Here is a 25,394-nt window from a genome sequence, read left to right as displayed (position 1 = left end):
ATAAAAAAGCCAGCACTGAGGCTGGCTTGTTGGTTTGAGTGTTATGTCAGACGTTATAGTCTGCTTTCGGTGCGAAATACTCGCTTGCGGTGATGGAGAACGTGCCGTCTGCGTCTGGTTTCTTGTCAGAGACTACCCAGCGCATAGCGTCCATTTCAGTGACGGTTGATATGATGTATCGTGACGGTGACTGAACATTATGACCGTCATAGATATTGAGTTGAATATCAGGGATGTCGGCAATAAAACCTTTATCCGTATCGGTCCGTGCCTGCGCCGGATATTCACCGGATGAGTTTCCGAGGTGATCAGTGATGCTCACCACCATGTCACCGGAAAACTCAATACGCTCACTGGTGCTGAACACATTGCCGTTTCTGCCGGTGATGTGTCCGCCCTGCTGATTACTGTCGTAGCTGTCTGCCACCAGTACCATATCGCCGGGATAAACATAGTCACCGTCTGCCAGTGTTTGCAGGCTGATGCTTGTCCGCTGGCTGATCAGTCTGTCCATTTCCAACTGCGCACGGTCAATGGCCTGATATTCGTTCCTGCATCCGTGCAGGGTGATTTTATTCGGGCTTTTTGCTGCCCCCTTCACCACTGCTCCGTTTTCGATGCGGTACTTCAGATAGGTTTTTTTGTTGGTACGAGGATTAACGTATTCAACCTCAACACCGTCATTCCCGCCCGGCAGAGACATATCGTATGAGATGCGGAAGTTATTGCCGGTGATATTTGACCGGTTAAACACCGCCGCCGGATATTTCCGCTCTTCCTCACGGGAAAATGTCAGTACGCCGTTATCAAAGAATGCCGTCACCCGCGCCACGTTGCAGATCGTCTCGACACGCTGACCGAGTGATACATCCTCATCATCAAATGTGTAATCAAAGTACCCGAGGCGTTTATCAGGCAGTCCGGCGTAAATCTCGTACAATCCGTGCAGGTCGATAGTGTTCTCAGGCTGCTTTCCGGTAACCAGCCACGTATGTGCCACTGCATCCGCAAATGAGCGTGAAGGCCGCTCTGTGTAATCCACTTTGCGGTTGACCATGTCATAGCTAATCACATGCCGCGTCACCAGGGCGTTATATTTGCGCTCACGTGAGCTTGTCGGGTTCTCTGTCGCCCTTACGGTCACACGGACAAGAGTATCGTCCTGATGCTTCTCATTGAGCCTGCGGCGGATGATGTGGGCCTTCTCCAGTTTCAGGATGCTATGGTCATTACTGTTTTCCAGTCTGGTTAACTGGAATGCATATCGACCGTACCCACCTTGTGGTGTGAATTTTTCCGTTTTGTAATAGTTTTTTGTCTTTGGTGCTGCCGGAAATCCACGATTATATGATTCCCTGGTGCCGGAAATTTCCTCGTTGTTATCATCCACTTTCCAGAACTCCATCCTGGCATTGGCATAATCACCCTCGCCGAGCTGGGCGTTTATGTGGACCCACAACTGACCACCATCCATCGGTGAAAAGAACGGACCGACAGTCAAAAACTGATTGTCATACAGAATAAATTTCGTGGTATTGACGACAGCATTTGGCGGCAGCGTCGCCAGGTCACCACCGGAAAGGCTGGTGAAAAAGAACTCGTAATACTTTTTAGGCAATACGATTGACCCGTCATCTGTTTTTTTCGCCTCAGACAGATAAGCATCGACTTTGATGTCTTTTGTCACGTTACCGGTTGGTGTGCCATACGATACATTTACGGTCATTGATACTGAGCGCGGTTTGATAATGTCATAGAAGTAATCGAACTCACTCTGACGGCTGATTTTAATCATCGCCTCGCCGCCCTTTATCTCACCGGAAATGACCTCATTCGCCGTTGCCTGATACTGCGGTATTTCATCACTTTCATTCGGCCCCGGCACTTCCTGACCGTCAACATCGTGAAACTCAAACCCCTCAAATATCTCAGGGATATTCTCACCTGGCTGAAATATCTGATAGCTGGCACCGTCCAGCGCGGTTAATTCTGATTCTGAGTATTTCACGTTTTCGATATCAAATTTCCCGATACCGAAGTTCATCCACTCCGTGACTTTTTTCTTGTTATCGATGTACTCAAACAGTGATTGCTGAATCAGATCCGGGTATGCCCTCACCTGACCGTGAATTTCCGGGCGCGCCTGGTATGTCCTGGCAACGTTAGTTTGCCCTGTGAGCCGGTTATTCGGGCTGTCTTTAACGTTCGCGTCTGCGGATGTGAATGACGGCGTTTTCGGGGCCAGAAAAGAGAACACCTTCGACACCAGTTTGAATATCGGGCTCAACAGGCTTCCAATTGCGCCACCTTTCGGCTGGTCAAATACCTGAATGTGATGCAATTCAGTGACAACAAAATCAAGGTTGTCGCTGTCAGCCAGCTGCACACCATTGACCATGATCACAACGTCACTACTGATGCTCTGTTCTTTCAGCCAGTCAAAAAAAAGAGAGCCGGATTTTACTTCGACTCTCTCTTTCGGTGCTCCCGGCAGGCGCTGAATTTCAATTACCGGCATAAGTCATAAACTCCACTTTGCTGTATATCCGCTGAATGGTCAGTAATCTGTCCAGGCGGACATGCCCGTTATCGCCGCGGCTGTGCAGAACCATCCCGCCGAGCACAACGCCGACATGAACCGGCACGGACCCGTTGTAAGCCACAAATATCCCGCCGCTTACCGGGTGCTCTTCCCGCTTCCAGAAATCCACCTCATTTTGATAACAGGTCATAAAATCGCTGTCAGATTCATAACCGCTGTCGTGGTGAATTTCAGCACCGATAACATGCCGGTAATAGAGCGTCACCAGCCCCCAGCAGTCACACGCAGTAAACGAACATGCCCGATTAACCCACGGCACCCCGCTCATCCTGTCTGTAAATTCATCTGTCGTCATACTGCCTCCAGACCCGGCCACTCCTGCGGCTCATAAATGCGTCCGACATTCTTGTTCAGCGGATTGGTCATCGAAAGTGTCATTGATACCGCTTCCGCGTCCAGTGATACATCCTTTGCAAACAGCTTCCAGCGCACGATTGCCGTACCTTTGTCCGCTTCATCAAACAGCCGGTAAGTCACCTCGACCGGCACCATCCGTGAATACGACCGCCATGCTTTCAGCTTCTGCTTAAACTCATGCGCTACACGGCTGAATTTTACGCTTGCGTCGATGATCGGCGTTTTACTTTGCTGACTCTCAGACATCTCAAAGTTACACGGCAGGTATTCAATACCGCCGAGTGCCTTCGGGAAAATCTGGTGAGTGATCAGGTAAATGTCGCCGAACGATGGGTGTGATAGTTGGAGTGTTTCGTACAGGATGCGGTTTGGTCGTTGTGCGCGGAACTCACGCAATGTCGGCATTATCCCTCCTTACACCGTGGCAGTGTTTCAGTGACAATGACATCCAGCCAGCTGCCGAACGGCGGCGGGAACTCAATAATCACATCACCGAATTCATCATCATCGTTATGAAGATTTTTACAGATAACCTGACCGGTCCATGTGACTGACGCGCCGTTAACGCTGGTCTGCACAGGATATGGCAAGAAATGTAATTCCTGCTCCTGTAATCCGCTGCCGCCGATGTCTATTTTCATCCGGAACCACCGGTTACAGTTATCCAGATAATCGGGATGGCGCAGCCACTGAGCAAACGCCCGCTCCTGCGCCAGCGTGAATATCCAGGTGACATTCCATACCGTTTTCAGGTCATCGGTCAGTTTTTGGAATATCGGTGCGCCGACCTGTGGCTGATCTGTCATGTAACCGGTGTCGATGGTCATGTTTTTGTCTGACTTCTGTGCCAGAGGAAGCCAGTCAGGATAGTCGATAATCATCTCACCCTCGCAGATGCTGTTGTGTTTCGTGTGATGGCGCTGTGCATCGGTCCCTTGTTGTCCATGTCCGCGATAAACACATCTATGGTCATGCCGTTACTGTCCTGTCTAGCCTGAGCATCAATCCTGCTGCCGCCGGATGAATAGTCATTGATATTCACCGTCACCGGAATCTGTCCGCCGCCGATATCACGGTTACTGATTACCTTACCGTTATCGCCGGGGATCATGTACTGGTTACCGTTTGACGCTTTGAATATCTCAGGCTTGCCGCCCTCACCAACCCGGTACATTTCACCGGCAGATACCGGACCACCATCTTTACGCGCGCCGGCAATCGTGAGTGCTTTCATTCCGATACTGGTTGCCGCTCCGGTCGCCTGTGCCGCAGTATACGCACCAAGACCACTCGCGGATGCTGCCCCCATTGTTGCGATAGATGCCGCAATAGCCGCCGGAGTCCATGCAGCTAATGCCGCTGCGCCGCCAGCAACAGCTGCTGATGCATTTGCCGCCTGAGTGGCAACACCCAATGTCTGGCCGAGGATGAAGTTTTTAGCCATCTCCACGCCAACCTGTACGATGGAGTTGACCACGCTGTTAAGCATGGTGTTACCCAGCGACCGCGCAGCGTCACTCCAGCTCATGGTCTGTGTGATCAGCCCGGTGATAGCGTTGGACGCATTCCCGGAGAGAGAATCAACTGCGGATGTGAGCATGTCATAGCCGATGCTTTGCTGACTCAGCAGTTGCCACTGTGCTGCAATTTGCTGCTCCTGATACTGTTTATCCTGTGCGGTTTTCAGCGCCATATACTGTGCATCGGTAGCTTGTTTTGCGGCTATATACTGGTCATGGCTGATTTGCCCGTCCTGCTGCGACTTCTTCAACAATGCCTGTTCTGCCTGATAGTACGATTCCATCAGTGCCAACTTCTGAGCATTTTCGTTAGCCAGTGCCTGAATTGGGTCAATTTTTGCCCGATTCTCAGCGACAATATTCACCTGACCATTTGATGTTTCTTCTGATATTTTGCGCGAATACTCAGCGTATATCGCCGCCCTGCGTTGCTGATATTGCTCTTCGGTAACCAACTTACCTTTCAGTTGTCGCTCAAGTTGCTCCTGAGCCAGTTTCATATCCTGATCGGCTTTCACCCTAGGATTCTGCTCAAAGGTATCTTTCCGGTCTTTTATCTTCTGAGTGAGGTCGTATTCCTTACCGGCAAGTTCAGTTATTTCGGCTATCTGTGCTGCATTAGCCTTTGACCCAAGCTTCTGCACTGCCTCAAGGATTGCTGCCTCACGGGAAAGCCCTTTAGTTTCCAACTCTGCAACCTTCGTCGCATTAGCCAGGTCAGTTATCTTCTGTTTGAGCTTTTCGGCTTCTGTAGCTTCTTTTGCTGCTGCGCTGGCTGCTGCTTTCGATGTGCGAACTGTTTCCTTTTTGGCATCAGCAAGATCATAACTTCTGGCTGCTTCATTCTCTATTTGCTGCATTTGAGTCGAGTCAGCCTTGACTCCTGCTTCTTCAGCTTTCTGCTTTGCGGTGGCGATAGCCCTCTGACGATCATCTGTTATTGCCAGGAGCTCATTTTGCTTGCGAAGATTTTCCAGTAACTTATCGCCATCCTGACTGCGCTCAACAGTCAATGATGTTGCGTTAAATCTCTGCTTTGCCCTTGTGGCGTCTTCAAGATTTAACCCGTACGCTTTAAGTGCTGCACTGGCATTCGGCAACACAGAGCCTGATTGAGCCTTGAGAAGATCAGCGCCTTGCAGTAACTCACCGTTGAGTTTAGCCTGCATCAGTCCTGTTGAGTTTAATGTGCGCGAATACTCAGTTGTTTTTGTATCTAATTCAGCTTGCTTTATCTTTATTTCATTGAGTATTTTGGCTCTGTCACTTTCCGCCCCGGCAAGGCTGTAGTTCCTTTCCCCTGCCTTTTTGTACCTCTCATTCAGGCTGTCTATTTCGCTGCCAAGCTCTTTAATTTCATCTTTTTGAGTAGACATATGCTGAGTGGCTTTCGCTATCATTCCCTCAAGCTGAACGCGGTTCATGCCCTGCATTTTTTCCGTCAGTCCCTCAAGCTCATCAGCAAACTTTGATGCCTCCTGCCTGGCCTCTTCCGTTTTCTGGAAAAAGTAATAAACCGCAGCACCGGCCAACATGGCGGCACCTGCCGGCCCACCTATCGGCGCAAGCAACCAGTTCATGGATTTCAGTGCATTAGCCATTGTCAAACCAGTAGCGGCCACCCTGGCCTGAGATGCACTCAGTGTATTGTTCGCCTGCGCAGCAATGATGGCTGCATTGCTGTACGCTGTTTTCAATCTTGTAACGTTAGCCAGCGCTGTAGCCTCTGCCGCCGACCCTCTGGCGACCTGATATTCTGCCCTGGCAAGATTTAGCGCTGACATTGCCGCGTCTCTGTCTGCCACTGTTTTTCTCACAAGCACAGCTGCCGCATCACGTTCAGCCACTGCCGCCTGTCTTGATGCGGCTGCACCAGCCATTGTGTCACGAGCTTTTTTTAACTTGCGCAGCACCAGCCAGCGCCAGTGCACCGGCGTACCTTGAGCCAATAACCCCGGCAGCAATAACCAGAATATTTGTCAGAGAATCAAGGTTTTCACTTACCACCACCACTGAGTCATTAAAACCGCCGATGAACGACTGAACAGTCGATGAGTTACCGAAAAACTTAGTGATGTTATTACCAGCCTCCTGTAATGCCTGAGACATGGTCTGAGTGGTTTTCGAAAACTCATCGCCAATGGCTGCGCCCTGCGACAAAAGTCCGTTAACTACCACGTCAGTGGTCAGCTTTCCTTCTGCGGCCATTGCGCGTAACTGCCCGATGCTGACACCCATCGAATCAGCGAGAGCGACCATCAACCGACTTCCCTGCTCGGAAACTGAGTTAAATTCCTCGCCGCGCAGCACGCCGGACGCAATCCCCTGCGACAACTGAATGATGGCATTTTCAGCTTCCTGAGCGGTGGCACCGGAAACAATGAAGCCCTGGTTAATAATGGTTGTAAGTTTCGCCAGATCTTCCGCTGATGTGTTGTACTGTCGTGTTCCGCGCTCAAGTCGGGCGTACAATGTCGCTGTGGCGTCAAGGCTTGACCGGGTGTCCTGAGAGATATTGAATACACGCTCAGTCACTTCAACTAACGATTCACTGGCACGGACAGAGTTCGATAGTTTGTTGTTGAGAACCGTCCAGGCTTCGGCGTAGCTGGCAACAGCAGAAGCAGATAAATACGCAGTCAGTGACGCAGCAACCCGCGACAGTGAGGACATTGATCGCTCAGTGCCATTGACGGCGGTCGTTGTGCGGTTAAATCCGCCCTCCATATTCCGCAGCCGCTGATCCAGTTGACGTTGTGATGTCAGCAACTGAGCAACATCCATCTGCACCTGATATACGATTTCACCGACGTTTGCCATTTACCGGCTCCTTAAAATGAAAAACCCCGCCAGTTGGCAGGGTTTATTATATAAATTAATAATCGCTAATTTGCTTTGATGTAATCTTTTAGAGTTGCCACTTGGACGTTTTCATCAGGAACACAGCCAAACATATTGGCACACCCTGTTTGTATGACGATTTCATATTTTTCACCGCCGACATGATTTTTCACCGCTTGATAACTGACAGCTGTGCTGTATTCAGCAGGGTTATATGTTGAGATAACAATTTCATCTGAATTTTGTATTTTCCAAGCGGAATTCATAGCGATCCATGCTTTTGTTCTTGCCCAGTATGTATCACATTGTGACTTTCCTTCACAATAAACCGGCTCTTTGGCTTTAGCTATTATCTCAGGGCTAATTGTTTTTTGAGCACAGCCAGAAAGCATTGATACAGACAGTATGGGAATACACATAATAAATATCTTATTCACATCAATACACCTCAATAATTAATACATTATCAAGACAATATCACAATAATACATATGTGCCATCATGACCAAATATTTATCTAAGTTGTTTTATTTCTTCAATACCAAATAGAATATTATTTTTAATTTTAAAAAATAAAACAATCAGATTTTTTACACATCAAAAACAATACTCAACGTTTTTTATTTTTATTTTTATTTTTATTTTTATTTTTATAATATTTCAATTATTAAATGTAGCAATTGCGTACAGCACATCAACCAACCTTACAGCGCTGACATTTTCCCATCGCCAGTATGATGTAAGTTGATGGTGTTCTTTGCTGTCAGGCTCACCAAGAACCCCTGTCACTATTGGTTGATGATCTAAAGATGCAGTGATGCGAACACTATCAGCCATTTGCATAAAACAAGTAAGTCCATCGAGGTCATCTCTCCTGATGTTTTTCTTATGCTTGTGTACATTTTGTGATGTAACTGAGATATTCATTACGCCCCCATTTCCAGTGTTTCAATTGAGTATACACGCACAAATATCCCAGCAAAAAGACTGGTGCGACATAAGCCCGAAAGCCTAGCTGCACCACTGTGATCAAGTTGCCCTCTTCCTGCTCACCAGCCGACGCTTGCCCTTAATCAGGTCATCGTTGCGTGCATCATCGGCTTTGGTGATAGCCTCATACTCATCTTTCGTGAAACCTTTCTCATCGGGATATTTCGCCTTCAGCATCATCACGAACTCAGTCATTGTGAGTTGTTCCGCTTCGCTGCGGGTGATGTTGAAATGCACACGGGCGGCACTGATGTAATCGACGGCGCGGAACTCGTCGGAGTATTCGTCTTTACCTTCGTTGCGCTGGAGTTTGCGCACCTTGGCCTTGCCGATAATGCCGTGGGTCATTAGCTCGCGCGCCAGCAGGATGATATCGCGATAATGCATAGCGCCGCGCCGGTACACCATGCCGGATTTGCCAACCCGCCATTCACCGATAACCTCAGAACAGTCATCGTTACAACATGCCTGCATCACGTCCATTGCTGTCGATAAAATGCTGCGCCCATAAACCGGTTTATTTAACAGTGCAATCAGCCATTCAGGAACAACTCCGTAAGCGTCTACGGCAGACGCTATAATTTGTTGTACCTCTGAGCCATTTAATCGCGTAAACGCACTCACAATCTCTTTAGGCTCACCGATTCGCGTCATGGCATCCAGTGACGGGCGAAACAGGTAATCATTTTCGGCAGTGGATATCACCATCTCGCCGTATTCTAAACGCGGTGTCATATATCCTCCTGAACATTATCAAGGGCACCCGGAGATACCCTTTGTAATATTTAGGCCGCAGTGACTGTAACGACACATTTCGCCGTCTTACCGCCATCTTCCGATGTGACAGTGATATTCGCGGCGCCGGCGGCAACACCGGTGACGGTGACAACATTCAACAATTTACTGACGGTAGCAAAATTAGGCTTATCGCTGACCACCTCGTAATTTTTGTTTGTCGCGTCAACCGGATTAAATCCAACCGTGAATGTTGCAGTTTCACCGGCTTTCACAGTCAGTGTCGCAGGGTTGGCAGTGACGCTCTGCACCACGATTTCTTCCTGTAACCACTCAAAGCTGTCAGCGTCTGCTACTTTCAGCTCACCGGAATACGTGGAGATTTCTTTGGTCGGGAACTCCATCGACCATGATGTGAAGTTCATGTACCCTTGAATCACATCACTACCGTCGCCTTTCATGTCGAGCTGCACCCAATATGACGGCTGGCGGCTGGCCTTGACTTCAGCAAGGATTTCTTTGGCGATATCAAAAGCAGACGTGGAGCCATCAGCACCTTTGCGCTTCAGCTCACCATCAAACTTAATGGTTAAATCCAGACCGGTCACGATAGCCTCAGTCAACCCTTTTGTGTCGTCTGCTTTGGAAGTAACCGTTTCAGTACCATAATCCAGCCCTTTACTGGTCAGTGCGCCGAGACGCAGAAACGCTGACTGTTCAGGAACCGTGCCGGGGCAACCGGGCGCGATACGGAGAATTCCCGCATTACCCATCACCAGGCCTTTATCATCAGGGCATTGTGCCATGTTGTAACCTCTTTATTTGCAAATAAAAAAGGCCGCATAAGCGACCTGTTTGAAGTGTGTTTGTTTATGATGTACAGCGGAAAGCTAATTGCATGATGAACCGGCCTTCTTCTGTCGGTACCGGCTTCGGCATGCCGCCAAGGTTGTAAACTGAGTTGAGTTCGCAATCGTCCGGAAACTCAGATACGAAACTGAGAATGTCTTTCGCCCTGGTTAACACCGGCTCCGGATCGTTCTGTGCAGATACCAGAATCAGCATTACATTGTCGTCAGCGCCAAGGTCAGCAAATCTGCCGCTGCCGCCGTCAGGCTGAATGACGGCATATTGTTGTGTGCGTGACTCAGGCTCTTCCGTCCATGTCAGGTACTGAACAGTGAAATCATCCAGCAGGCCGACGCGGCTAAGATAACGCTCAAATGCTTCGTGTATCATATGCGCATCTCCTGATGCATGGCCGCTTCAATCTCATCGCGACTCTCTTCAAACCCCAGCGTAAGGAACTCTTTTCGCGCAGTGGCGCGCCGGAATGTCTGCTTAACTTTCGGGTCATGAACAAATACCGCGTAGTTGGCAGAATACCCGACACGACCGGTAACGCGGGTGCCGTTAACTGTGATTTCACGGAACTGAGAGTTGATAAGCGTTGATGTGTCGATAGGCGTGAACAACGTGGCCTGAGCGCCACCAATCAGCATTGCTGCCTGTATTGCGCGTGTAACTTTGCGCCCTGTGATATTGCCGACCAGTGCATTGATATTGGCACTGACCTCTGCGATACCTCTGATTTTTGCCGCCATATCACACCGCCGTTATCAGGGTGTAATCATCCGCTATGTGCTCGAATACATCCTCATCACGTTTGATGAATTTGATTTCGTCAGCACCGGCAGAAACCGGATCGCCTGAGTGCTTGCCGATAGCAATAAAGTCACCTTTTTTCGCATCAGCGTACTCAGTCCAGAACACCAGCTTGATAGTGATTTCAGAGCCGATATCAATCTTTCCGGCTTTCAACTCACTGCCGTAACCACACAGAAAATGAACCGGTTCAGAAAACTCGGGCTTACCGTATCTGTCCTTCCCGGCAAGCCGCCACAGTGTGGCCCATGAGGTATATGCCCAATTTGCAACTGAACTCATCGATACCCCCCGACCACACCAAAGAATCCGACCGTTTTACTCGACAACGGCAAATCAGAAAGACACCCGGCACTGTCCCATGCACGGATCTGGTTCAGCAGATAATCAGTACCGGCAGAATCGTACGCGAAAGAACGAGACGCCCCGTTAGGAGCGCTCTGTGATGATATCTTTCGTGCGCCAGACAGTGATGCCAACCGCACAACGGTGTAAATCAGCAACAATTTCTGCGTGGTTTCGTCGTAGTTGGCTTCGAGGCATCCGGACTTTGCATTAACCTGACTCAGTAACAGCGACAGCACAGAATCAGGCAATGCAAACCCGAGTTCCGCAATCATCGGCTTTACGTCATCAAGAGTTATCTGCATTATTTTTTACCGTTAGGTTTTGCCTTTGGCTGTTCAGGCTGTTCAGGCTGTTCAGGCTGTTCAGGCTGTTCAGGCTGTTCAGGCTGTTCAGGCTGTTCAGGCTGTTCAGAATCGTCGTTACCAGGCGATGCTACTTCAATATCACCAGATGCGATAATTTCAACCAGACCGGCCTTTCCCCATTCTTTCGCGCTTTCATCTGACATTGTCAGTTGGCTACCGGCTTCCACATGCTGGAAACCGGCACCGGCGAAGAAGTTATTTGAAACTACTTTTACCAGTGCCATAAATCCCCCTTAATTACCTTTCGCGTGAACAACCGAGAAGTGGCCGCTGATGTCCTGCTTAACCATCAGACCGGCAGCGCCCCATGTGCGCCATACGAAATCAGAGTTATAGAACTGGCGCGGGTCAGCAACAGTACCAAACGCCTGACCGACAATCGGAGCGATAACACCGGCACCCAGCGGAACGATCAGCATTTCATTGCCTTTCAGCTCGCAATCTTCTTTGATGTCTTTGATGCCGGTGATTTTCTTCACTTCGTCCAGGATGGTGCGGGTCTGGTTAACGTCGAAATACACGCTTTCCCAATTTGACAGGATTTCACCTGACACATACCAGGTTTGCTCACCGTATTGCAGGTTTTGCAGTTTCAGCACGTCACGCAGCTTGATAATTTCTGCGCGGATTTTTTTGCCGTCCTGCTCAGCGGCAAAGTTAACCGTCAGTGTCACCTGGGCTACGCGCTCATCAGCACGGAAGCCCTTCCATGATTTGCCATCAAACTTGATGAAATTACCTTCGGAATCACGGAACCCGTTCCAGATAAAGTCAACGTATTTGCGGCGGACAGTATCAACAGAATCAGACTGTGCATCGGACAAAGAGGCCAGCGCGGAACCTTTTGCAAAGATCGGGTCACGGAAGCCGAACTTAAAGCCGGTATCGTGAATCGGCACCATAGTACCGTCAAAGGTGAAAGCGCCGGCATCCAGCAACGCACCGATCTGGCCGGACATTGACGTATGAGCCACACCGCCACTGCCTTTACGGGCGTATTCATACACGGATTCTTCCAGACGCACTGAGCGGGAAAGTCCCATCAGGTCATTCAGCAGGGTGAACTCGGTGTTCGGTTGAAACTCGGACAGAACAGTCTGGTCATATGCTTTATACAGGCGGCGGATGTCATCAACTGCGTTAGCGGCGTCAACTTTGATTGCACCGTTACCGCGTGAATTGGCACGGATAATGAACTCGGCAACTGCCTGTGCAGATGCATCGCGGGCAATCTGTAATTCGCCAAACTGCGCCGTGTTTGCTTCGAGGTTACCGGTTTCGGTCGCTTTTTTGGTTGAAAAATAAAACATTCGGTTCTCCTTACTTGAACACAACGCGAACCAGCTCACCCGCCTTAGCGGTCAGTGCTGAATCTTCTTCGACATAGGCGAATACAACTTCACCTTCCGCAGCGGTGGCCGCTGTGATCTGGCCGTTGGCAACAATCACCGGCTGGCCTTTTTTGTACGTACCGGCAGCGGCGCGGACGTTCAGGAATAATCCCTGCAATGGCTGGATTGCCACAACCAAATCACCGGCTTTCAGATCATCATCAACGCCTTTGCAGCGCAGATAATCCATGTTTGCCACGTACAGGATCGCCGACTCTTTACCATCTACTGAGGCTTTGAACTTGCCGCCATCGAAAAAGCCTACCGTGCCGGGCTTGATGTCTGCTAACACCTCGCCTTCACGATTTAACAGCGGGTTAGGAAAGATACCGCCAGCATGAATCACACGTTTTGTTTTGTTCGCCATTTCGTTTTACTCCGGCATTTCTGATACTGAGGTGGAAGAGTTATGCTGAGAATGGAACGAGCCATTCAGCCCATGAACCGGAGCGCACTGCGCATACAGCTCTTTCAGCGGGTCACCGTCCAGAGCATTCACGGCTGTTTCTGTGAAGCCGAATTTGGCTTTAACTGCCTCGCGCATGGCTGATTTTTCTTTGTCCGCGCTTGCGTTTAACTGCTCCTTAAGCGGGGCGACGGCAGCGTTTACCGCAGCGGTGATCATGGCCTGCATATCGCTGTTAGTGGCCTTATCCTTTTTGTCCTTTTCTTCCTGCTCTTTTTTCTCACGCGCCGCTTTCTCTTCCGGCGTTTCTTCGCCTTTTGATTCATTGGCGATCATCTGGTTGTACGCATCCATCAGCTCAGCATCGGATTTACCGTCTGTGTCGATGCCTTTTGCCTTCAGCGCGTTTGTGATGAGTTGTTTCATCGGGTCGTTTTCCTTATTGGTTTTTACTTCGTACTCTGTTGGCTTGCGCACAACTTCAATGGGCTCACCGACAAGATCAGCTTCGCCGTTGTCGTCAATGAGATACTTTTGCTGGTAGGTTTTTCCGGATTTGTAGTAGATGAATTTGTCAGGCCAGACTGTTTCCGGATAAGGCCAGTCGTCACCTGATGATTGCTCTCTCAGGGCATCTCGCAGTGCTTTATGGATATCCTCGAAAGAGAAATTTGAACCGTTGGTGAAGAAGAATTTCACCTGACTGAAAATATCCGCCTTCGTGCAGTTCGCCGCATCAACCAGGCTGGCATTTTCGATATCGCATTTCTGCCCGTCAGCATTAACGAACATCCCGACACCATCATCAGGAGTGGCCGCGCCGGGCTCACTCGCCGGAAGAATGGCGATATGATCAAAGTGCATGTTCCTGGCTACCCATGTGTACGGTTTGCCCTTCGACTTGCCTTTGTTCTGCTCGCGCTGTAACAGTAATCCGGTTGATACGTGGATCGGGTCTGTGCTGTTACCGGCAATGATGTCATCCACACGGGCAAGGAACTCTTTGCCTTTCTCAGTGGCATCAGCAAACCGACGGTTGACCTTCACGTCCATGACGACTCTTTCACCATCTTTGCGGACATTTTCAGCCCATGCGCCGATGTGAAACTGGTTTACCGCTCTCGGCGTGTCAGCCGATACGTAATCTGTGCCGATTTTAGGGTGTCCATACGGGCACTGTTTCCCCTCCATCGACTGAAAGCTTTTGTTAATTTCGCTGGCCGGATATAGCCCCCCGTTCATCACAACGTCATCAACAACCGGCACAACGCCGCGAATGACGATATGCTCGTCACCGTCGATGGTTTCAGTTGAGATATTGGAGGAATTGATAGCCAGCGATTTAACATGAATACCCGAAAGCTTCATGTGGTGGCCTCTTTGGTTATGAATCTTCGTCTGTTGACCAGGCTTTCCGCTCTGCTGTCAGCCGGTCAATAATGCCTTTGTTGTAAATCGTCCCGTCGTCATTCAGTAATACCGGTTGTGTCGCGCAGTAGCAGTTAAACCGGTTGCCGCCGTCAGCGTAGAACGACTCAACTTCCTCGACAGTGAACACTTTGCCGTGTCGTGCCGCATGCCAACTGCGTGTCGTTGGTTTCAGTGCAGATAACCACAACAGGCCAGTACGCAGCCCGAGCCGCTCACTCGCCCATGTGGTTTCGTTCCAGTTTGCACGGCGTAACGCGCCTACCTGTTCCGTCTGAGCTATGCGCTTTGCGTTGCTCATTGAGACATCCAGCCGCTGACTCACGATTCTCGCTGTTTCTCTCGGATTGACACCCCTGGCTATCGATGTGCCTATGATGTTCGACAGGTCGGCGCGCGCGGCATCAGAAATACCTTTCCAGTCGCTGAACGTTGAGATAAACGTGGCGGCTATCTGGTTCTGGTATGCAGGTTGCGACATCAGGTAAGTGAGCGTGGTCTGTGTTGCATACACTTCTGACTGTAACGACAGGTTGGTATACGCATTCAGTGTGCCGCGGTCATACTCCGCTGCGATATGGCTGAACGCCCACAGGTTTTCACTCCCGCCATCAAGCAGATACTCATCCAGAATAGATTGCAGTCGCTCAAGGAACCGCGCGTACTCATCAGGCCGCTCAGCGAGGTCATACGAATAAACACCAGCGTTAACCCTGATAAGCGAGTCAGGTTCGTTCTGTGAGCTTTTAGCGAGGATATAGCTGTAGAGTGAGTTCTGATTTCGTTCTCTGCCACTGAATGACAGATCGAACAGTTGGCGGAGTGCTTTTTTCAGTCCGTGATACCGGTTTTCAATATCGCGGAACATCTTTCTGACAGGCTTTCCTGACTGTGTTGGGTCGGCCTTATTTCTCGGTATTATCGGCGACCCTGTTCTCTGGTTCTTTATCATCAGTTAACGGGTCTCCTTTGGGGCCGGTTTCCGGTGGGTCAGTATTCTCAAACTCGATCAGAGTCGGATATTCCCCCAGCGCCCTGATTTCGTTCTCCTGGAATACCGAATGACCGAATGCCTGCTGTGTTTTAACAGCGACATCGGCAGCTTTGTTCATCGAGTCGATTTTCTCAGCCTTACTCGGTGCCAGTAAATCAGACCAACTGACGGTGATTTCCTCTCTTGGCTCGATAATGCCGAGCGCCCAGAATCGTGATACCACGGACTCAATCACTGATTTCAGAAATCCTGTGCGCCGTGACATGCACGTTTTAGCCCAATCCTTCATGTCCTCTGTTGATGCCCGCTCACCGGTAATCTGACCTATAAGCACCTTAACCGGCATATTGATTGAGGCAGCGAATTCAGCCAGTGCGGTACGCCATGTTGGTTCAGGATCAGCCGGTGCAACGGAAAGCACACTTGCCGTTCCTTCCTGCATCATCACTGATGCGTCAATGCTCTCGTTCAGCCTGCGAACCTGATCATCAAGTGCATCGGCCAGGCCATCCATATTGGTGCCTAATGCCTCCGCCAGGCGCTGGAAGTCGGTTTCTTTGCTGAACGCATAGTTGAGCTGACGACTGGCGTTTTTCAGGAATCCTTCAGCGCTGCCGCCCGATACCTTTTCAGCATCAATGAGTTTGTTGTAGCCTTTCCTCAGTAACGGGGTACCGGATGTTAATTTTCCGTCTGCCGCCCCTTCAGCAAGGATGATTACGCGATCAGGGTGAATATCAATAATCCGCCCTGGAGAGCCATCTGATTCCTTACCGACATGCAATTCTGTAAATGAGTACAGAGCAGGATAGCCGTAATCTTCACTGAGCTGGTCTTCATTCCATCGCCTCACATCAAGCTGCTCTTCCCACGCGGGGATCATGCGAATAATGGCTTTATCTTTAAGGCGGGAAACCACGGCTCTGTCTACCGGTTCATCCCATTTGCGACCATCGCGCAACTGAATAATCAGACCTGAATACCGGCCAACCAGATTGCGTTTGTCGGCCTCTTTGATCTGCTCCCAGTGTGATTTAAGCAGCTTGTTCAGCTTGTTATCCCAGTCAGTAGAACCGTCCTGGTCTGCTTCTTCGTCACCTTCAAATATTTCAGGAACATCAATCCAGCAGCCGGAGATATACCGGTCCACCGCTGCACCGCCCAAAGCGTTACGGTCATAGGCGTTGTAAAAATCATTAAACGTCAGCACTTCCGGATAGCCGAACTCACGCCAGATGCGTGGGCGCTTTGTGTTTCCGGTTCCGATGCCGCCAGTTGCGTATGCCATTCTGGATCTTGCTACCGCGCTGATAGCGTTATTCACCGCCAATGACAGCCTGTCTCTGTTTGCTTCCATTGTTGCCCTCATTAACGTTTACGAACCAGCATGCCGGAGTGAGATTTTTTATTGCGGCGACTGACCGCGAAATAACGGAATCCGTCAGCGTCGTGTGATGTGTAGTCGTGAAGTGGTTTATCTTTCCAGCACCCGCGTTTGTCATCCCACTCTTTCCGGTACGCCTCAAGGTGAGTGATGCCTTCGCCGCATTTGTTCTCGTCGAATACACAGAGCGGCAGGATTTCGCGCACTGCTTCAATACCCTCATCAACGGATAGCTTCGGTACCACCTCAAAGCGGATGGAGTAGGTTTGCCCGTCAATTTCGTACCCTTCCCGCGCCAGTTCCCGGCGTGATTTCGCATCAGAACCAAACTCGCGGTTATCGATATCATGCGGCCCGTTATGGCTGGCATAGTCATAGCCTTTGTCTTTCAGCACCTTCATGTAGTGCCTCAGACCTTCACCGCTGTTTGAGTAGTGATCAATAATGTGGAACTCTTCACCGACTTCACGCACAAACCAAATTGACGTTGAGTCACCAACGCCGATATCCCAGTACGTATGCACCGGCAGATGTGAATTATCAGGGATTTCACCAATGCGTTTATTCTCGTACAGCCAGCGGAATTGCTTAGCGTAATACGCACCATCCACAGACTGCTGAAATGCCTCTGACGGTATCGACGGGTATTCCCGTTTCATATCGTCGCCGAGTGTTTTTTCTTTGGCGTAGTACCATGCTTTCTGCCGGTCGGTGAGTGTGATTCCGTGCTTGCCTGACAGCTCATCGAAATAGTCAGTCAGGCGTTGTGGTAATTGTTCAACAGGATCGATTGAGTACTGCGGATTCTTCCACCAGGAGAAGAAGAAAAACTTCCAGTCCAGCGGAGATAATGATTTACCCTGCATTAGTGCTTTTTCTGCCAACTGGCAGTAATCGAAGAAATAACCGGCCCGCCCTTCTGCTGTGCTCTCAATCGTCGTAAAGCACTCAGTCGACACCGCCTCAAACGCCCCTGTGACAATCTCACGGGCTTTCTCTGGTTGCTTGGCGCATATCTTCCCGAACTCCGATACGTGCAGGTAACGCAGCGTACCGCCACGAAACGACACGGACACAGTCACTGAGCCGCCTTTGCTGAACACCAGTTCACCGGCGGAGTCATTACTTGCAGGATTTGCCGCTTTGATTTCGTCCGGCAGGCGCTCGTAGGCGTATTTTATCTTCTCCCGGAACAGGCGTTTTGCGTCCGGAAGAGTGTGGGCTATCAGTGCGCACTTGGCCGATTCAAATATGGCCGCGTCAAGCTGGATGATACAGACCTCAGTCGTGAATCCAAGTTGACGGGCTTTCAGGATGATATTGCGGTTGTGGATGCCTTCGAAATATTCAGTTTGCTCAGGCGTCATTTTAAAGCGAACCGGGCGACCTTCTTTATCGGTGATCCAGTACAGATTATTCAGACGCCATTGCTTATTACGCAGTAACGCTAAATGCTCTGGCTTCATGTTATTTGCTCGATAGTTCGTCCATCAGGTCGGATAGCTGGCTGGCTGTTTTATTCGGCTGCATGTCATCAAGGCCATATGCCTGACGCTCAAGACCGATAAGGTTCTTCAGTGTTTCGCTCAGCGCTTTGGCTGACTTCACGCGCTCAGGCAGAGAGATAACAGCATGATAAATCTCGTTCAGCTTATCTCGCCCATTATCATCTGGCTCAATCATCAGCTCGCCGAGTTTCTCCAGTGCAGCCACATCGGCACACTCTGCGCTCAGTTCATCAAACAGCACGTTAGCCAATTCACGCGCCCGCCGGATATCGCCACGATGCTCCATGCGAACATTGGTTATTACCTCTGCGGTGGCTTCGATAAGTACGCGTTCTGATAATGTTGTTTCTGTGCGTACCTGCCTGCGTACCTCCTGTTTGCGTACCATGTCATCAGACCTGGCTTTTATCTTCGCATTCAGGTCACGCGACCAATCATCACGCTTTGCCCTCTTTCTTATCGCCCCCTCGGATATGTCGTGTTGTGAGGCAATTTCACGGAGTGACATCACGCCAGCCCTGTAAGCCGACTCGATGGCCTCCCAGTCTGGTCTTTTAGCCATTCCTATTCCTTACTCTTTTCCTCAACCACCGGAATGTATCTGATGTCGCTGATTTCATCCGGTGCGATATATGTCCATGAACCGTCCAGACCGGCAATACCAATCAGTCCGTTAGTAATGCGTGGCTCTTTCGTTGTCATCAATCCGTGATATGTCGTGCCGTCCTTTTTGGTTGCTGTGACTTCGTATTTTTCAGTCATGTTTGCCTCAGTTGATTGATGTTCACCATTTCTTCCACCACGGCAGGTGTCGCCGCATATGAGGGTGTCTTTATCCCGGTGTTACCGATTATTCTGTTTACCCACGCGCTCGCTGTGAGGAGTGGCACAGGTCGTGGCTAATGTGGCAGAGGAGATCGGCGGCTCGTAGGTAATAAAAAACCCGCCGTAGCGGGTTAATGCGGTGTAAGGTTTTCGTTCGTGTTACTACTCATGCTTTGTTGATGTTGTTTTTAAGTAGGATGTTGAAACGAAAATTGAATGCTTTAATTTTTTAGAATCAAAAAAATCATTAACAACCTTCCAGTAATGATTATTTAACTTATCACCTCTATTCTTCACATCATCTATAGTCAGAGATGCACCTTCATATGTAACATCAGCCCGTCTGTCGCCTGTATATGTATTTGAAGGTAGGTCATTTTTATTAAATTGCTGAGTTAGTCCACCTTTAGCAAGTAGGTCGGATACTTCCTTATAAATACCTGTCTCACCTTTAACATCAACATCAAATGTTAATATAACTCTATAATCTACTTTTGTGTTCCCAGACATAAATAATCTCCTGTTTATTTTGAGATTATTTTACAGCAATCACCCCATAAATATGGTGATACATATCGCAACCATCATCACGCATCACTACGTTATTTTGGTCACTTCCGTCTGTTCCGGCATGTCAAGATAGTGATCACCTCCTATCAGAGAAGAGCTATCTAACCTTGTCGGGTTTATTCGTAAAAAAGCCCCGCTATTTAGCGAGGCGTTGTTTTCTTGTAGGGGTGTTATTTTTCGATATTTATGCTGAATAGGATTGCCACTATTGGAATTACAAACCAGCTAATATCTGGATATATGTGTTGAATACCAGAACCAATTAACATTGGAAAATAGATTTTTTTAGTGGCATCCGCATCCCAGGTAATATTCATTTCATCACCTGCCTTTGTTGTTCAATCTCCCGTATTGCCTGCTTATCCAGATTGCATGCTTTAATTACTGACATAAGTTCGATGTTGTATTCCGCGATATCGCCCCACGTCATTTTGTCGGGAATATCCGGCATCGGGCAGTCAGCTATCAGGATTGCAGGGATTGGAACGTGAGGTGCTGATACATACTCAGTTTTTGTACTGCCGCATCCGGTCAATGAGAGCACCAGGAGCATCAGCGGAAGCACAGTCATTACCCACAAGAATAACTTTGACGTCTTTCTTGGCAGTCTGTGCGTCCAGTGTGTTTTTCCGCTTGGCATCTATGGTTTCTCCAGAGATACGGTGAAAGGTAGCGACTGCGGTTAATGTGGTGGTATTAATCACCTGCTGGGCTGACAGTTTTTCAGATAGTGAATCGCGCTCACTTTTCAGCTTATCGATGCGGGTTGCCTGCCAGACAAAACCGACAGCAATCATCATGGCAATCACCGCCACTACCGCCCACTCACCAAGTTTCACAGCAGCCCCCGTGGGTTCTCACACTCATAATGGATCACACCGTCCAGCGGGTTACCCGGCAGTGGCTTACAGTGAGTATCGAGTGAATACAGATAACAGCCAGCCAGCAGGCAGGCCGTCAGCAGGATGATAGCAATGATGATCAGCACTAAAGGGTTCCGTGGCATACCGCTTTCTCCGTTTCGCGCCGGTTAATCAAACCCTGCCACTGCTTACCACCAGCAAATGTCCAGCGTTTCATTTCGTCACACGCCCCGGAGATATCACCGGCATTGAGCTTGCGCAGCATAGTGGAGCGCGAGAACGCGCCGGGGCCGACGTTGTAGACAAATGAATAGATGGCCGCCCGGGTATTGTCATCAATCGGCACTTTGATCATCGGGTCAACCGCGCGCCGGACTTTCGTCAGATCGTCGTGCAGCAGCGCCTTACATTCAGCGTCCGTGTACAGCTTGCCGGGCTGAATATCACTGCCGGTATGGCCGTAACATACAGTGAGCACCCCGGCCACATCACGGTAAGGTTTGTACTCAACCCCCTCATACGCGGGGATCAGCACCAGCGCCCCAGCAATAACACCGGCAGAACAGGCGGCCATGACTTGTTTAAATAATCGGTTATTCATGATTCCCCACCCGTTTTACGCAGGAACTCTTTACGCTTGTAATACCAATTAACGGCAAACGTCCCGACAGTGCAGATAATGCCGATAAGTACCGCCCACTGATCCAGGGACATCACACCGAAAGTGGCAGCAATGAATCCCCACGCATAAGCAAAGGGGCTTGAGTATTTTTCTGTCATACGCATAGCTCACCCCCCTTCCGGAGGATTTAGTTAATAGGGTGCCGCGCACAGTATCTCTGCGCTGATTACGTTTGTTTGTTCAGGATTCTGTGGCGGAGTATTGGTGCCCCGAGGCCGGATTCGAACCGACAACCCATCGGTTATGAGCCGAGCGCTCTACCGTTGGGCTACTGGGGCGTATATGAAAAAAGGCCGCACAGGGCGACCTTTAGTATCAGTTGTTCGGAATAACCGAACATGTGAACTATCCGGAAATTCCGGAGAGTTGAACCTGTAAGTAACTCTTACAAGTTGCAGATATGAAAAAGCCCTCCGAAGAGGGCTGTTATGCATGCTTCGACACAAGGCCAGTTTCCCGCCGGTGTGCGCCGTTTACTTACTTCCTCGCTCTGCATTCTTTCGACCTCTCAGCCGATGCGGTTCGAGTCCCAGCCCTGCGGCGAAGTGACGAACTAGGCGGGATCGGTAACAGGAGCCGCCTCTTTTACCCTGTTACCTGCTCTTGCCTTTAACTGCCGGAGCATATCACAAACTATACACTGAAATTTCTCGATTTGCAACATTTTTAATATATATTTATGAAATCGGACACTCCTCTCGTTTTAACTCGCGCTCCATTGCGTAAAACATCTCCTCTTCCAGTAGTCTCTCTGCCCATTCGATGCGCCTGGTTCCCTGCTGGATGCTGATTCCTGTCATGAAAGTAAGCTCACGCGCCATCTTTTGCGGGTATTTGCGCTCACAATACCGTTTAATAGCCACATGACGGATTGGGTTATCTTTTTTAAACCTGTCGGTCATTACCTTTTCAACAAAAGCGGCATCATCTGATTCTTTGGCGAGAGCAATGATGTCGTTTATTGTTTTCTTCGGATTAAGTATTTCGTGAGACTTTTTGAACAACTCATCTCCGCGATAACCCATTTTATGCAGGTCTTTCACCACCTTGATGATTCTTTCACCCTCAGTGTCACTCCACTCAGTGCGGATCATCAGGCGACCAATAACACTGCACTCGCTTGAGCCGTAGTCATTGCCACCGTATGCATTACCCCACGTCATGAGCATGTAACGAACCCACACCCGCTTGCCGTCAGAGATATTTTTACGGGCACCACACCACACCCGCCGCAGGTCATTTTTATTGGCAACGTGCGCCAACAGGTAAAAAGGTTCGTCTCTCATTGCCCTTCCCCCTGGTTGCCTTTCATCTTGGATTTGGTCATCAGCATTTCCGGTATCGATGTGATTTCAGGTTTCATCCCCTATCTCCCATATCATGACATCCAGTGACCCACCGCTTACCCTTTCACCACGCCTGATCCGCATATCATCAATCTGGCTGTCGTCCTTCCAGAAACCGGCGTGAGTTAGCGAATCGAAAACAGCCTTTGGCAGGTTATCGAGGTCTCTCTGTCGTTTGTCCGGGGGATTTGCTGTGATGCTGATTCTGATGCGGGATGTGGTGCTGATATCGAGGTTTTGCTGTCTGATTAACTCTGTGATGTGCTGCCGGTATCTGGTTCCTTTCTCTGCGATGTAGTGCCGACCTCTGGCATGTCGCCAGTACGTGTTTAGCGATGGCGGGTACGGCAACTTAAGGTGATATTGGTTCATGCCGATATTTTCCCCTCTGCCAGCAGCTGCGCCTGCGTCCGGATAACGCCCTCAAGATGACACTGTTTTGCATACTCAGCGTCTGTGAGGCGCGTACGCCGGTCGATTTCGTCATGACATGCACTGCACGCCCATGCGCCAAAAATGTCCGGTGACTTAATTCCGGTACCGCACAATCCCGGCATCCGATAATGAGCCAGCACCACCGTTTCAGAATTTCCGTTACACACTCCCGGAATTCGGATCTGGCACTCTCTGCCGCGCGCTTCTTTTCGTAAATTCGCCATAATCACCACCAGTATTTATAGATGCCGAGTGCAATAACAAATATCACCCAACTCAGAGTGAACGGATTACTCAGATATCCCAGGATGCGTTTGATCATCACCATCTCCTTTTATCTTCTCGACTACTTCAAGATGCGGACATTCGTTGGCGCATTGGTCGCACAGCCATGTTTCATCGTCGGCCAGCTCTTTACTGCACAGTTGGCATTCCACGGCGAACCTCCCGCAGCATTGCGTCAATTTCATTGATGAACGACCACCCGAACCCAGGCTCAAACGGACGGCTTCTGGATTTTGGACGCGATGCTTTCTCCTTGATTACCGTCATCCTTGCTTTAGCTACCGGGGTAGGTTTTCCGGCTAGGCTGCTGAAATGAGTCCTGACTTTGGATGCCGCGCGGTCGTCAAAAGCGTAATAAACCTGACTGCCTTTCCTGCGCACGGCGTGGACACTGCCGATATCCTGCAACAGCCGGACAAATTTAGCGTCTATCATGCTGCCAAGACCGGTGGCTTGCGAAACCATCTTGACCGTGAAGGTGTCAAGATGACGAAGTGACCGGATTATTTTCAGGCACATATCCTGCTTCTGCTCATTGGTGTGAAGGTATTGCCTTGTCATTCGTCCTGCTCCCTTTTGAGTTTCATGTACTCCGAATCCTCAGGCGTAGTCAGTATTAAACCGAACTGTGCAGCCCATGATTCGATTTGCTGAAGAAAGTAATGCATATCCCCTTTATCAAGTTTTGAAGTGCGCCTGAGCGTCTCACGCTGCGTTTTTTCGCCGGTGATAACATCGGTGTACTCAGTGGTTTCAAATCCGAGATATGTCGCCTTCAGGCTTTCTTTCACCCATGCTTCAGTGCAAAACGGCCGGCCGGCACGAATCAGGTACTCGCTGATTTCTTTGTACCAGACATGGCTGAGTGCATTTTGTGAAAGGCTTCGTTTCGGGCGGTAGGGTTTTGCGGTGATACTTAACTTCGGGTGGGTGCTCAGTAGTGATTTTAGTTGCTCGTAAAACAGTTTTTTGTTGGATTCATGCAGGCAGAAGTTTTCCACATTACCCCCTATTCCTCCGGCTCTATTCCTGTTTCGAAAAAGCTTAACCGCCCTTTCATCTGCACAAACGGCAACGGTCGGCTATCTGCCAGGACGAAACCTTTTTCACCAAAGAACCACGGCGATTCACTTTGTTCCACGCAGTCGGTGATGGTCGATACTCCGACAATTCCGCCGGTTTCAAACTCTGAACGGTGTGGAAGCTTAATTCCAAGGCGGCAAGCCAAAGCATACGCAGCGTCATAGTCACTCCGATTTACGCCCTGAGACGCATGAACAAGAACCTGACCGCGATACTTCGTGCGCCAGCTGCGGTTTTCAATGTCTTTATGCCCGTTGACTATCAGCCATGCCCACGGCTGTCTGATTGATATTGCTTTCATCACTCCTCCGGTGGTTGTGTCTGGTACGGAAGTCTGCTGTGAACTCCGGCATTCCATGCGCGATACCTGACTGTAATATCACTGCGAATATACGATATTTTCCCAAATATCTTTTTTATTCGCTGGCTCATGATGAATTCGACTGTGTGCCCCATCTCACCCGCACACCACTTTTCAAAATCCGTTGGTTCCATAATCAGGATTCCTTTAGCTCGTTGACGGCTTCCTGCACCCCGACCTTTTTAGCAAACAGAGTGACCAGTCCAACGTAATAATCAAATGCAGATTCTATGTCGATGAATTTATTTTTAATTGTCTTAAATCCTGGTAAGTTATTATTAATTACCATGCCTTTGCCGCACATATCGCGAGTGATGGTTCCGATCTGAATATCACCCCACTTAACAATGTAATAGGCGGCCCCGATTCGAGGGTTAATTTTCTTGAATTCCAAATTCATAATCAAAAGT

34 protein-coding genes, 1 tRNA gene and 1 pseudogene are annotated in these 25,394 nt (G+C 49.4%); all 36 read right to left on the bottom strand.

The genetic code is table 11. The features are described 5' to 3' along the window. Positions 1-46: 46 nt before the first annotated feature. The 36 genes and pseudogenes from JL661_RS05355 to JL661_RS05180 all read right to left on the bottom strand — a co-directional run bounded on the left by JL661_RS05355 (position 47) and on the right by JL661_RS05180 (position 25,384). Positions 47-2,518 (bottom strand): host specificity factor TipJ family phage tail protein, encoded by a 2,472-nt coding sequence (locus JL661_RS05355; protein WP_062772921.1) that lies wholly within the window; start codon positions 2,516-2,518, stop codon positions 47-49. Continuing rightward, positions 2,505-2,897 carry an NlpC/P60 family protein gene (locus JL661_RS05350; protein ID WP_062772918.1) on the bottom strand — a complete coding sequence of 131 codons (393 nt, stop codon included), beginning with the start codon at positions 2,895-2,897 and terminating at the stop codon, positions 2,505-2,507. The genes JL661_RS05355 and JL661_RS05350 overlap by 14 nt, the downstream gene beginning before the upstream one ends. Continuing rightward, positions 2,894-3,364, bottom strand: coding sequence for a DUF1833 family protein (locus JL661_RS05345; RefSeq protein ID WP_062772915.1), 471 nt, complete (start codon positions 3,362-3,364; stop codon positions 2,894-2,896). Before JL661_RS05345 ends, JL661_RS05350 begins: the two co-directional genes overlap by 4 nt. Further along, complete coding sequence (locus tag JL661_RS05340) at positions 3,364-3,840, bottom strand: hypothetical protein (RefSeq protein WP_062772912.1); 477 nt, start codon at positions 3,838-3,840, stop codon at positions 3,364-3,366. The genes JL661_RS05345 and JL661_RS05340 overlap by 1 nt, the downstream gene beginning before the upstream one ends. After that, positions 3,837-7,299, bottom strand: a pseudogene (locus tag JL661_RS05335) (tape measure protein). The gene JL661_RS05340 and the pseudogene JL661_RS05335 overlap by 4 nt, the downstream one beginning before the upstream one ends. A gap of 65 nt (positions 7,300-7,364) precedes the next feature. Continuing rightward, positions 7,365-7,757 carry a hypothetical protein gene (locus JL661_RS05330; protein WP_073970187.1) on the bottom strand — a complete coding sequence of 131 codons (393 nt, stop codon included), beginning with the start codon at positions 7,755-7,757 and terminating at the stop codon, positions 7,365-7,367. A gap of 223 nt (positions 7,758-7,980) precedes the next feature. Beyond that, positions 7,981-8,247, bottom strand: a complete 267-nt coding sequence (locus JL661_RS05325; RefSeq protein WP_150974883.1) for a hypothetical protein — start codon at positions 8,245-8,247, stop codon at positions 7,981-7,983. A 102-nt stretch (positions 8,248-8,349) separates the two neighbouring features. After that, entirely contained in the window at positions 8,350-9,045 is a 696-nt protein-coding gene (locus JL661_RS05320) for a DUF6246 family protein (RefSeq protein WP_062772903.1), read from the bottom strand. 50 nt (positions 9,046-9,095) lie between these two features. Then, positions 9,096-9,851 carry an Ig-like domain-containing protein gene (locus tag JL661_RS05315; protein ID WP_062772900.1) on the bottom strand — a complete coding sequence of 252 codons (756 nt, stop codon included), beginning with the start codon at positions 9,849-9,851 and terminating at the stop codon, positions 9,096-9,098. Positions 9,852-9,915: 64 nt separating this feature from the next. Then, the gene (locus JL661_RS05310; RefSeq protein ID WP_062772897.1) at positions 9,916-10,284 is read right to left on the bottom strand and encodes a phage tail termination protein; all 369 of its coding nucleotides are present in this window, start codon (positions 10,282-10,284) and stop codon (positions 9,916-9,918) included. After that, complete coding sequence (locus JL661_RS05305) at positions 10,281-10,649, bottom strand: hypothetical protein (protein ID WP_049245859.1); 369 nt, start codon at positions 10,647-10,649, stop codon at positions 10,281-10,283. Before JL661_RS05305 ends, JL661_RS05310 begins: the two co-directional genes overlap by 4 nt. A 1-nt stretch (position 10,650) precedes the next feature. Beyond that, positions 10,651-10,992, bottom strand: coding sequence for a hypothetical protein (locus tag JL661_RS05300; RefSeq protein WP_062772894.1), 342 nt, complete (start codon positions 10,990-10,992; stop codon positions 10,651-10,653). After that, on the bottom strand, positions 10,989-11,360 hold the full coding sequence (locus JL661_RS05295; protein ID WP_062772891.1) for a DUF7370 family protein: 372 nt from the start codon (positions 11,358-11,360) through the stop codon (positions 10,989-10,991). The genes JL661_RS05300 and JL661_RS05295 overlap by 4 nt, the downstream gene beginning before the upstream one ends. Beyond that, positions 11,360-11,647: a hypothetical protein gene (locus JL661_RS05290; RefSeq protein ID WP_062772888.1), complete on the bottom strand. Its 288-nt coding sequence runs from the start codon at positions 11,645-11,647 to the stop codon at positions 11,360-11,362. The genes JL661_RS05295 and JL661_RS05290 overlap by 1 nt, the downstream gene beginning before the upstream one ends. Positions 11,648-11,656: 9 nt before the next feature. Beyond that, positions 11,657-12,733, bottom strand: coding sequence for a major capsid protein (locus tag JL661_RS05285; RefSeq protein ID WP_062772885.1), 1,077 nt, complete (start codon positions 12,731-12,733; stop codon positions 11,657-11,659). 10 nt (positions 12,734-12,743) lie between these two features. Continuing rightward, positions 12,744-13,181: a hypothetical protein gene (locus JL661_RS05280; protein WP_062772882.1), complete on the bottom strand. Its 438-nt coding sequence runs from the start codon at positions 13,179-13,181 to the stop codon at positions 12,744-12,746. Positions 13,182-13,187: 6 nt separating this feature from the next. Beyond that, positions 13,188-14,588 (bottom strand): DUF2213 domain-containing protein, encoded by a 1,401-nt coding sequence (locus tag JL661_RS05275; RefSeq protein ID WP_062772879.1) that lies wholly within the window; start codon positions 14,586-14,588, stop codon positions 13,188-13,190. Between the two features lie 16 nt (positions 14,589-14,604). Continuing rightward, complete coding sequence (locus JL661_RS05270) at positions 14,605-15,600, bottom strand: phage minor head protein (protein WP_062772876.1); 996 nt, start codon at positions 15,598-15,600, stop codon at positions 14,605-14,607. After that, positions 15,554-16,999, bottom strand: coding sequence for an anti-CBASS protein Acb1 family protein (locus JL661_RS05265; RefSeq protein ID WP_062772873.1), 1,446 nt, complete (start codon positions 16,997-16,999; stop codon positions 15,554-15,556). The genes JL661_RS05270 and JL661_RS05265 overlap by 47 nt, the downstream gene beginning before the upstream one ends. Positions 17,000-17,010: 11 nt before the next feature. After that, positions 17,011-18,492: a terminase large subunit gene (locus tag JL661_RS05260; RefSeq protein WP_062772870.1), complete on the bottom strand. Its 1,482-nt coding sequence runs from the start codon at positions 18,490-18,492 to the stop codon at positions 17,011-17,013. Between the two features lies 1 nt (position 18,493). Further along, positions 18,494-19,096 (bottom strand): hypothetical protein, encoded by a 603-nt coding sequence (locus tag JL661_RS05255; protein ID WP_062772867.1) that lies wholly within the window; start codon positions 19,094-19,096, stop codon positions 18,494-18,496. A 2-nt stretch (positions 19,097-19,098) separates the two neighbouring features. After that, a complete protein-coding gene (locus tag JL661_RS05250) occupies positions 19,099-19,296 on the bottom strand; it encodes a hypothetical protein (RefSeq protein ID WP_049245839.1) in 198 nt (65 codons plus the stop codon). A 225-nt stretch (positions 19,297-19,521) separates the two neighbouring features. Beyond that, positions 19,522-19,869: a hypothetical protein gene (locus tag JL661_RS05245; RefSeq protein ID WP_062772864.1), complete on the bottom strand. Its 348-nt coding sequence runs from the start codon at positions 19,867-19,869 to the stop codon at positions 19,522-19,524. A 373-nt stretch (positions 19,870-20,242) separates the two neighbouring features. Then, positions 20,243-20,482 carry an Rz1-like lysis system protein LysC gene (gene lysC / locus JL661_RS18630; RefSeq protein WP_425593540.1) on the bottom strand — a complete coding sequence of 80 codons (240 nt, stop codon included), beginning with the start codon at positions 20,480-20,482 and terminating at the stop codon, positions 20,243-20,245. Continuing rightward, positions 20,436-20,768, bottom strand: a complete 333-nt coding sequence (locus JL661_RS05235; protein ID WP_062772860.1) for a DUF2570 family protein — start codon at positions 20,766-20,768, stop codon at positions 20,436-20,438. Before JL661_RS05235 ends, lysC begins: the two co-directional genes overlap by 47 nt. Next, entirely contained in the window at positions 20,765-20,935 is a 171-nt protein-coding gene (locus tag JL661_RS05230; protein WP_169802104.1) for a hypothetical protein, read from the bottom strand. Before JL661_RS05230 ends, JL661_RS05235 begins: the two co-directional genes overlap by 4 nt. Then, positions 20,917-21,393 carry a lysozyme gene (locus JL661_RS05225; protein WP_062772857.1) on the bottom strand — a complete coding sequence of 159 codons (477 nt, stop codon included), beginning with the start codon at positions 21,391-21,393 and terminating at the stop codon, positions 20,917-20,919. The genes JL661_RS05230 and JL661_RS05225 overlap by 19 nt, the downstream gene beginning before the upstream one ends. Then, the gene (locus tag JL661_RS05220; protein ID WP_052927923.1) at positions 21,390-21,578 is read right to left on the bottom strand and encodes a phage holin family protein; all 189 of its coding nucleotides are present in this window, start codon (positions 21,576-21,578) and stop codon (positions 21,390-21,392) included. Before JL661_RS05220 ends, JL661_RS05225 begins: the two co-directional genes overlap by 4 nt. Before the next feature lie 98 nt (positions 21,579-21,676). Then, a tRNA-Met gene (locus JL661_RS05215) sits at positions 21,677-21,752 on the bottom strand. 399 nt (positions 21,753-22,151) lie between these two features. Further along, complete coding sequence (locus JL661_RS05210; protein WP_062772854.1) at positions 22,152-22,760, bottom strand: hypothetical protein; 609 nt, start codon at positions 22,758-22,760, stop codon at positions 22,152-22,154. Positions 22,761-22,826: 66 nt separating this feature from the next. Continuing rightward, entirely contained in the window at positions 22,827-23,192 is a 366-nt protein-coding gene (locus tag JL661_RS05205) for a RusA family crossover junction endodeoxyribonuclease (RefSeq protein WP_062772851.1), read from the bottom strand. Next, positions 23,189-23,479 (bottom strand): DUF1364 domain-containing protein, encoded by a 291-nt coding sequence (locus JL661_RS05200; RefSeq protein WP_036421457.1) that lies wholly within the window; start codon positions 23,477-23,479, stop codon positions 23,189-23,191. The genes JL661_RS05205 and JL661_RS05200 overlap by 4 nt, the downstream gene beginning before the upstream one ends. 190 nt (positions 23,480-23,669) lie before the next feature. After that, on the bottom strand, positions 23,670-24,101 hold the full coding sequence (locus JL661_RS05195; RefSeq protein ID WP_062772848.1) for a hypothetical protein: 432 nt from the start codon (positions 24,099-24,101) through the stop codon (positions 23,670-23,672). Continuing rightward, positions 24,098-24,541 carry a recombination protein NinB gene (locus tag JL661_RS05190; RefSeq protein WP_098935835.1) on the bottom strand — a complete coding sequence of 148 codons (444 nt, stop codon included), beginning with the start codon at positions 24,539-24,541 and terminating at the stop codon, positions 24,098-24,100. Before JL661_RS05190 ends, JL661_RS05195 begins: the two co-directional genes overlap by 4 nt. Positions 24,542-24,549: 8 nt before the next feature. Continuing rightward, positions 24,550-24,924: an ASCH domain-containing protein gene (locus JL661_RS05185; RefSeq protein ID WP_062772842.1), complete on the bottom strand. Its 375-nt coding sequence runs from the start codon at positions 24,922-24,924 to the stop codon at positions 24,550-24,552. Positions 24,925-25,120: 196 nt separating this feature from the next. Next, the gene (locus tag JL661_RS05180) at positions 25,121-25,384 is read right to left on the bottom strand and encodes a hypothetical protein (RefSeq protein ID WP_062772836.1); all 264 of its coding nucleotides are present in this window, start codon (positions 25,382-25,384) and stop codon (positions 25,121-25,123) included. Positions 25,385-25,394 lie beyond the last annotated feature (10 nt).

Source organism: Morganella morganii, from assembly GCF_019243775.1.
In the GTDB taxonomy this organism is placed as follows: Bacteria; Pseudomonadota; Gammaproteobacteria; order Enterobacterales; family Enterobacteriaceae; genus Morganella; species Morganella morganii.
This window is presented reverse-complemented; position numbering and strand designations above follow the sequence as displayed.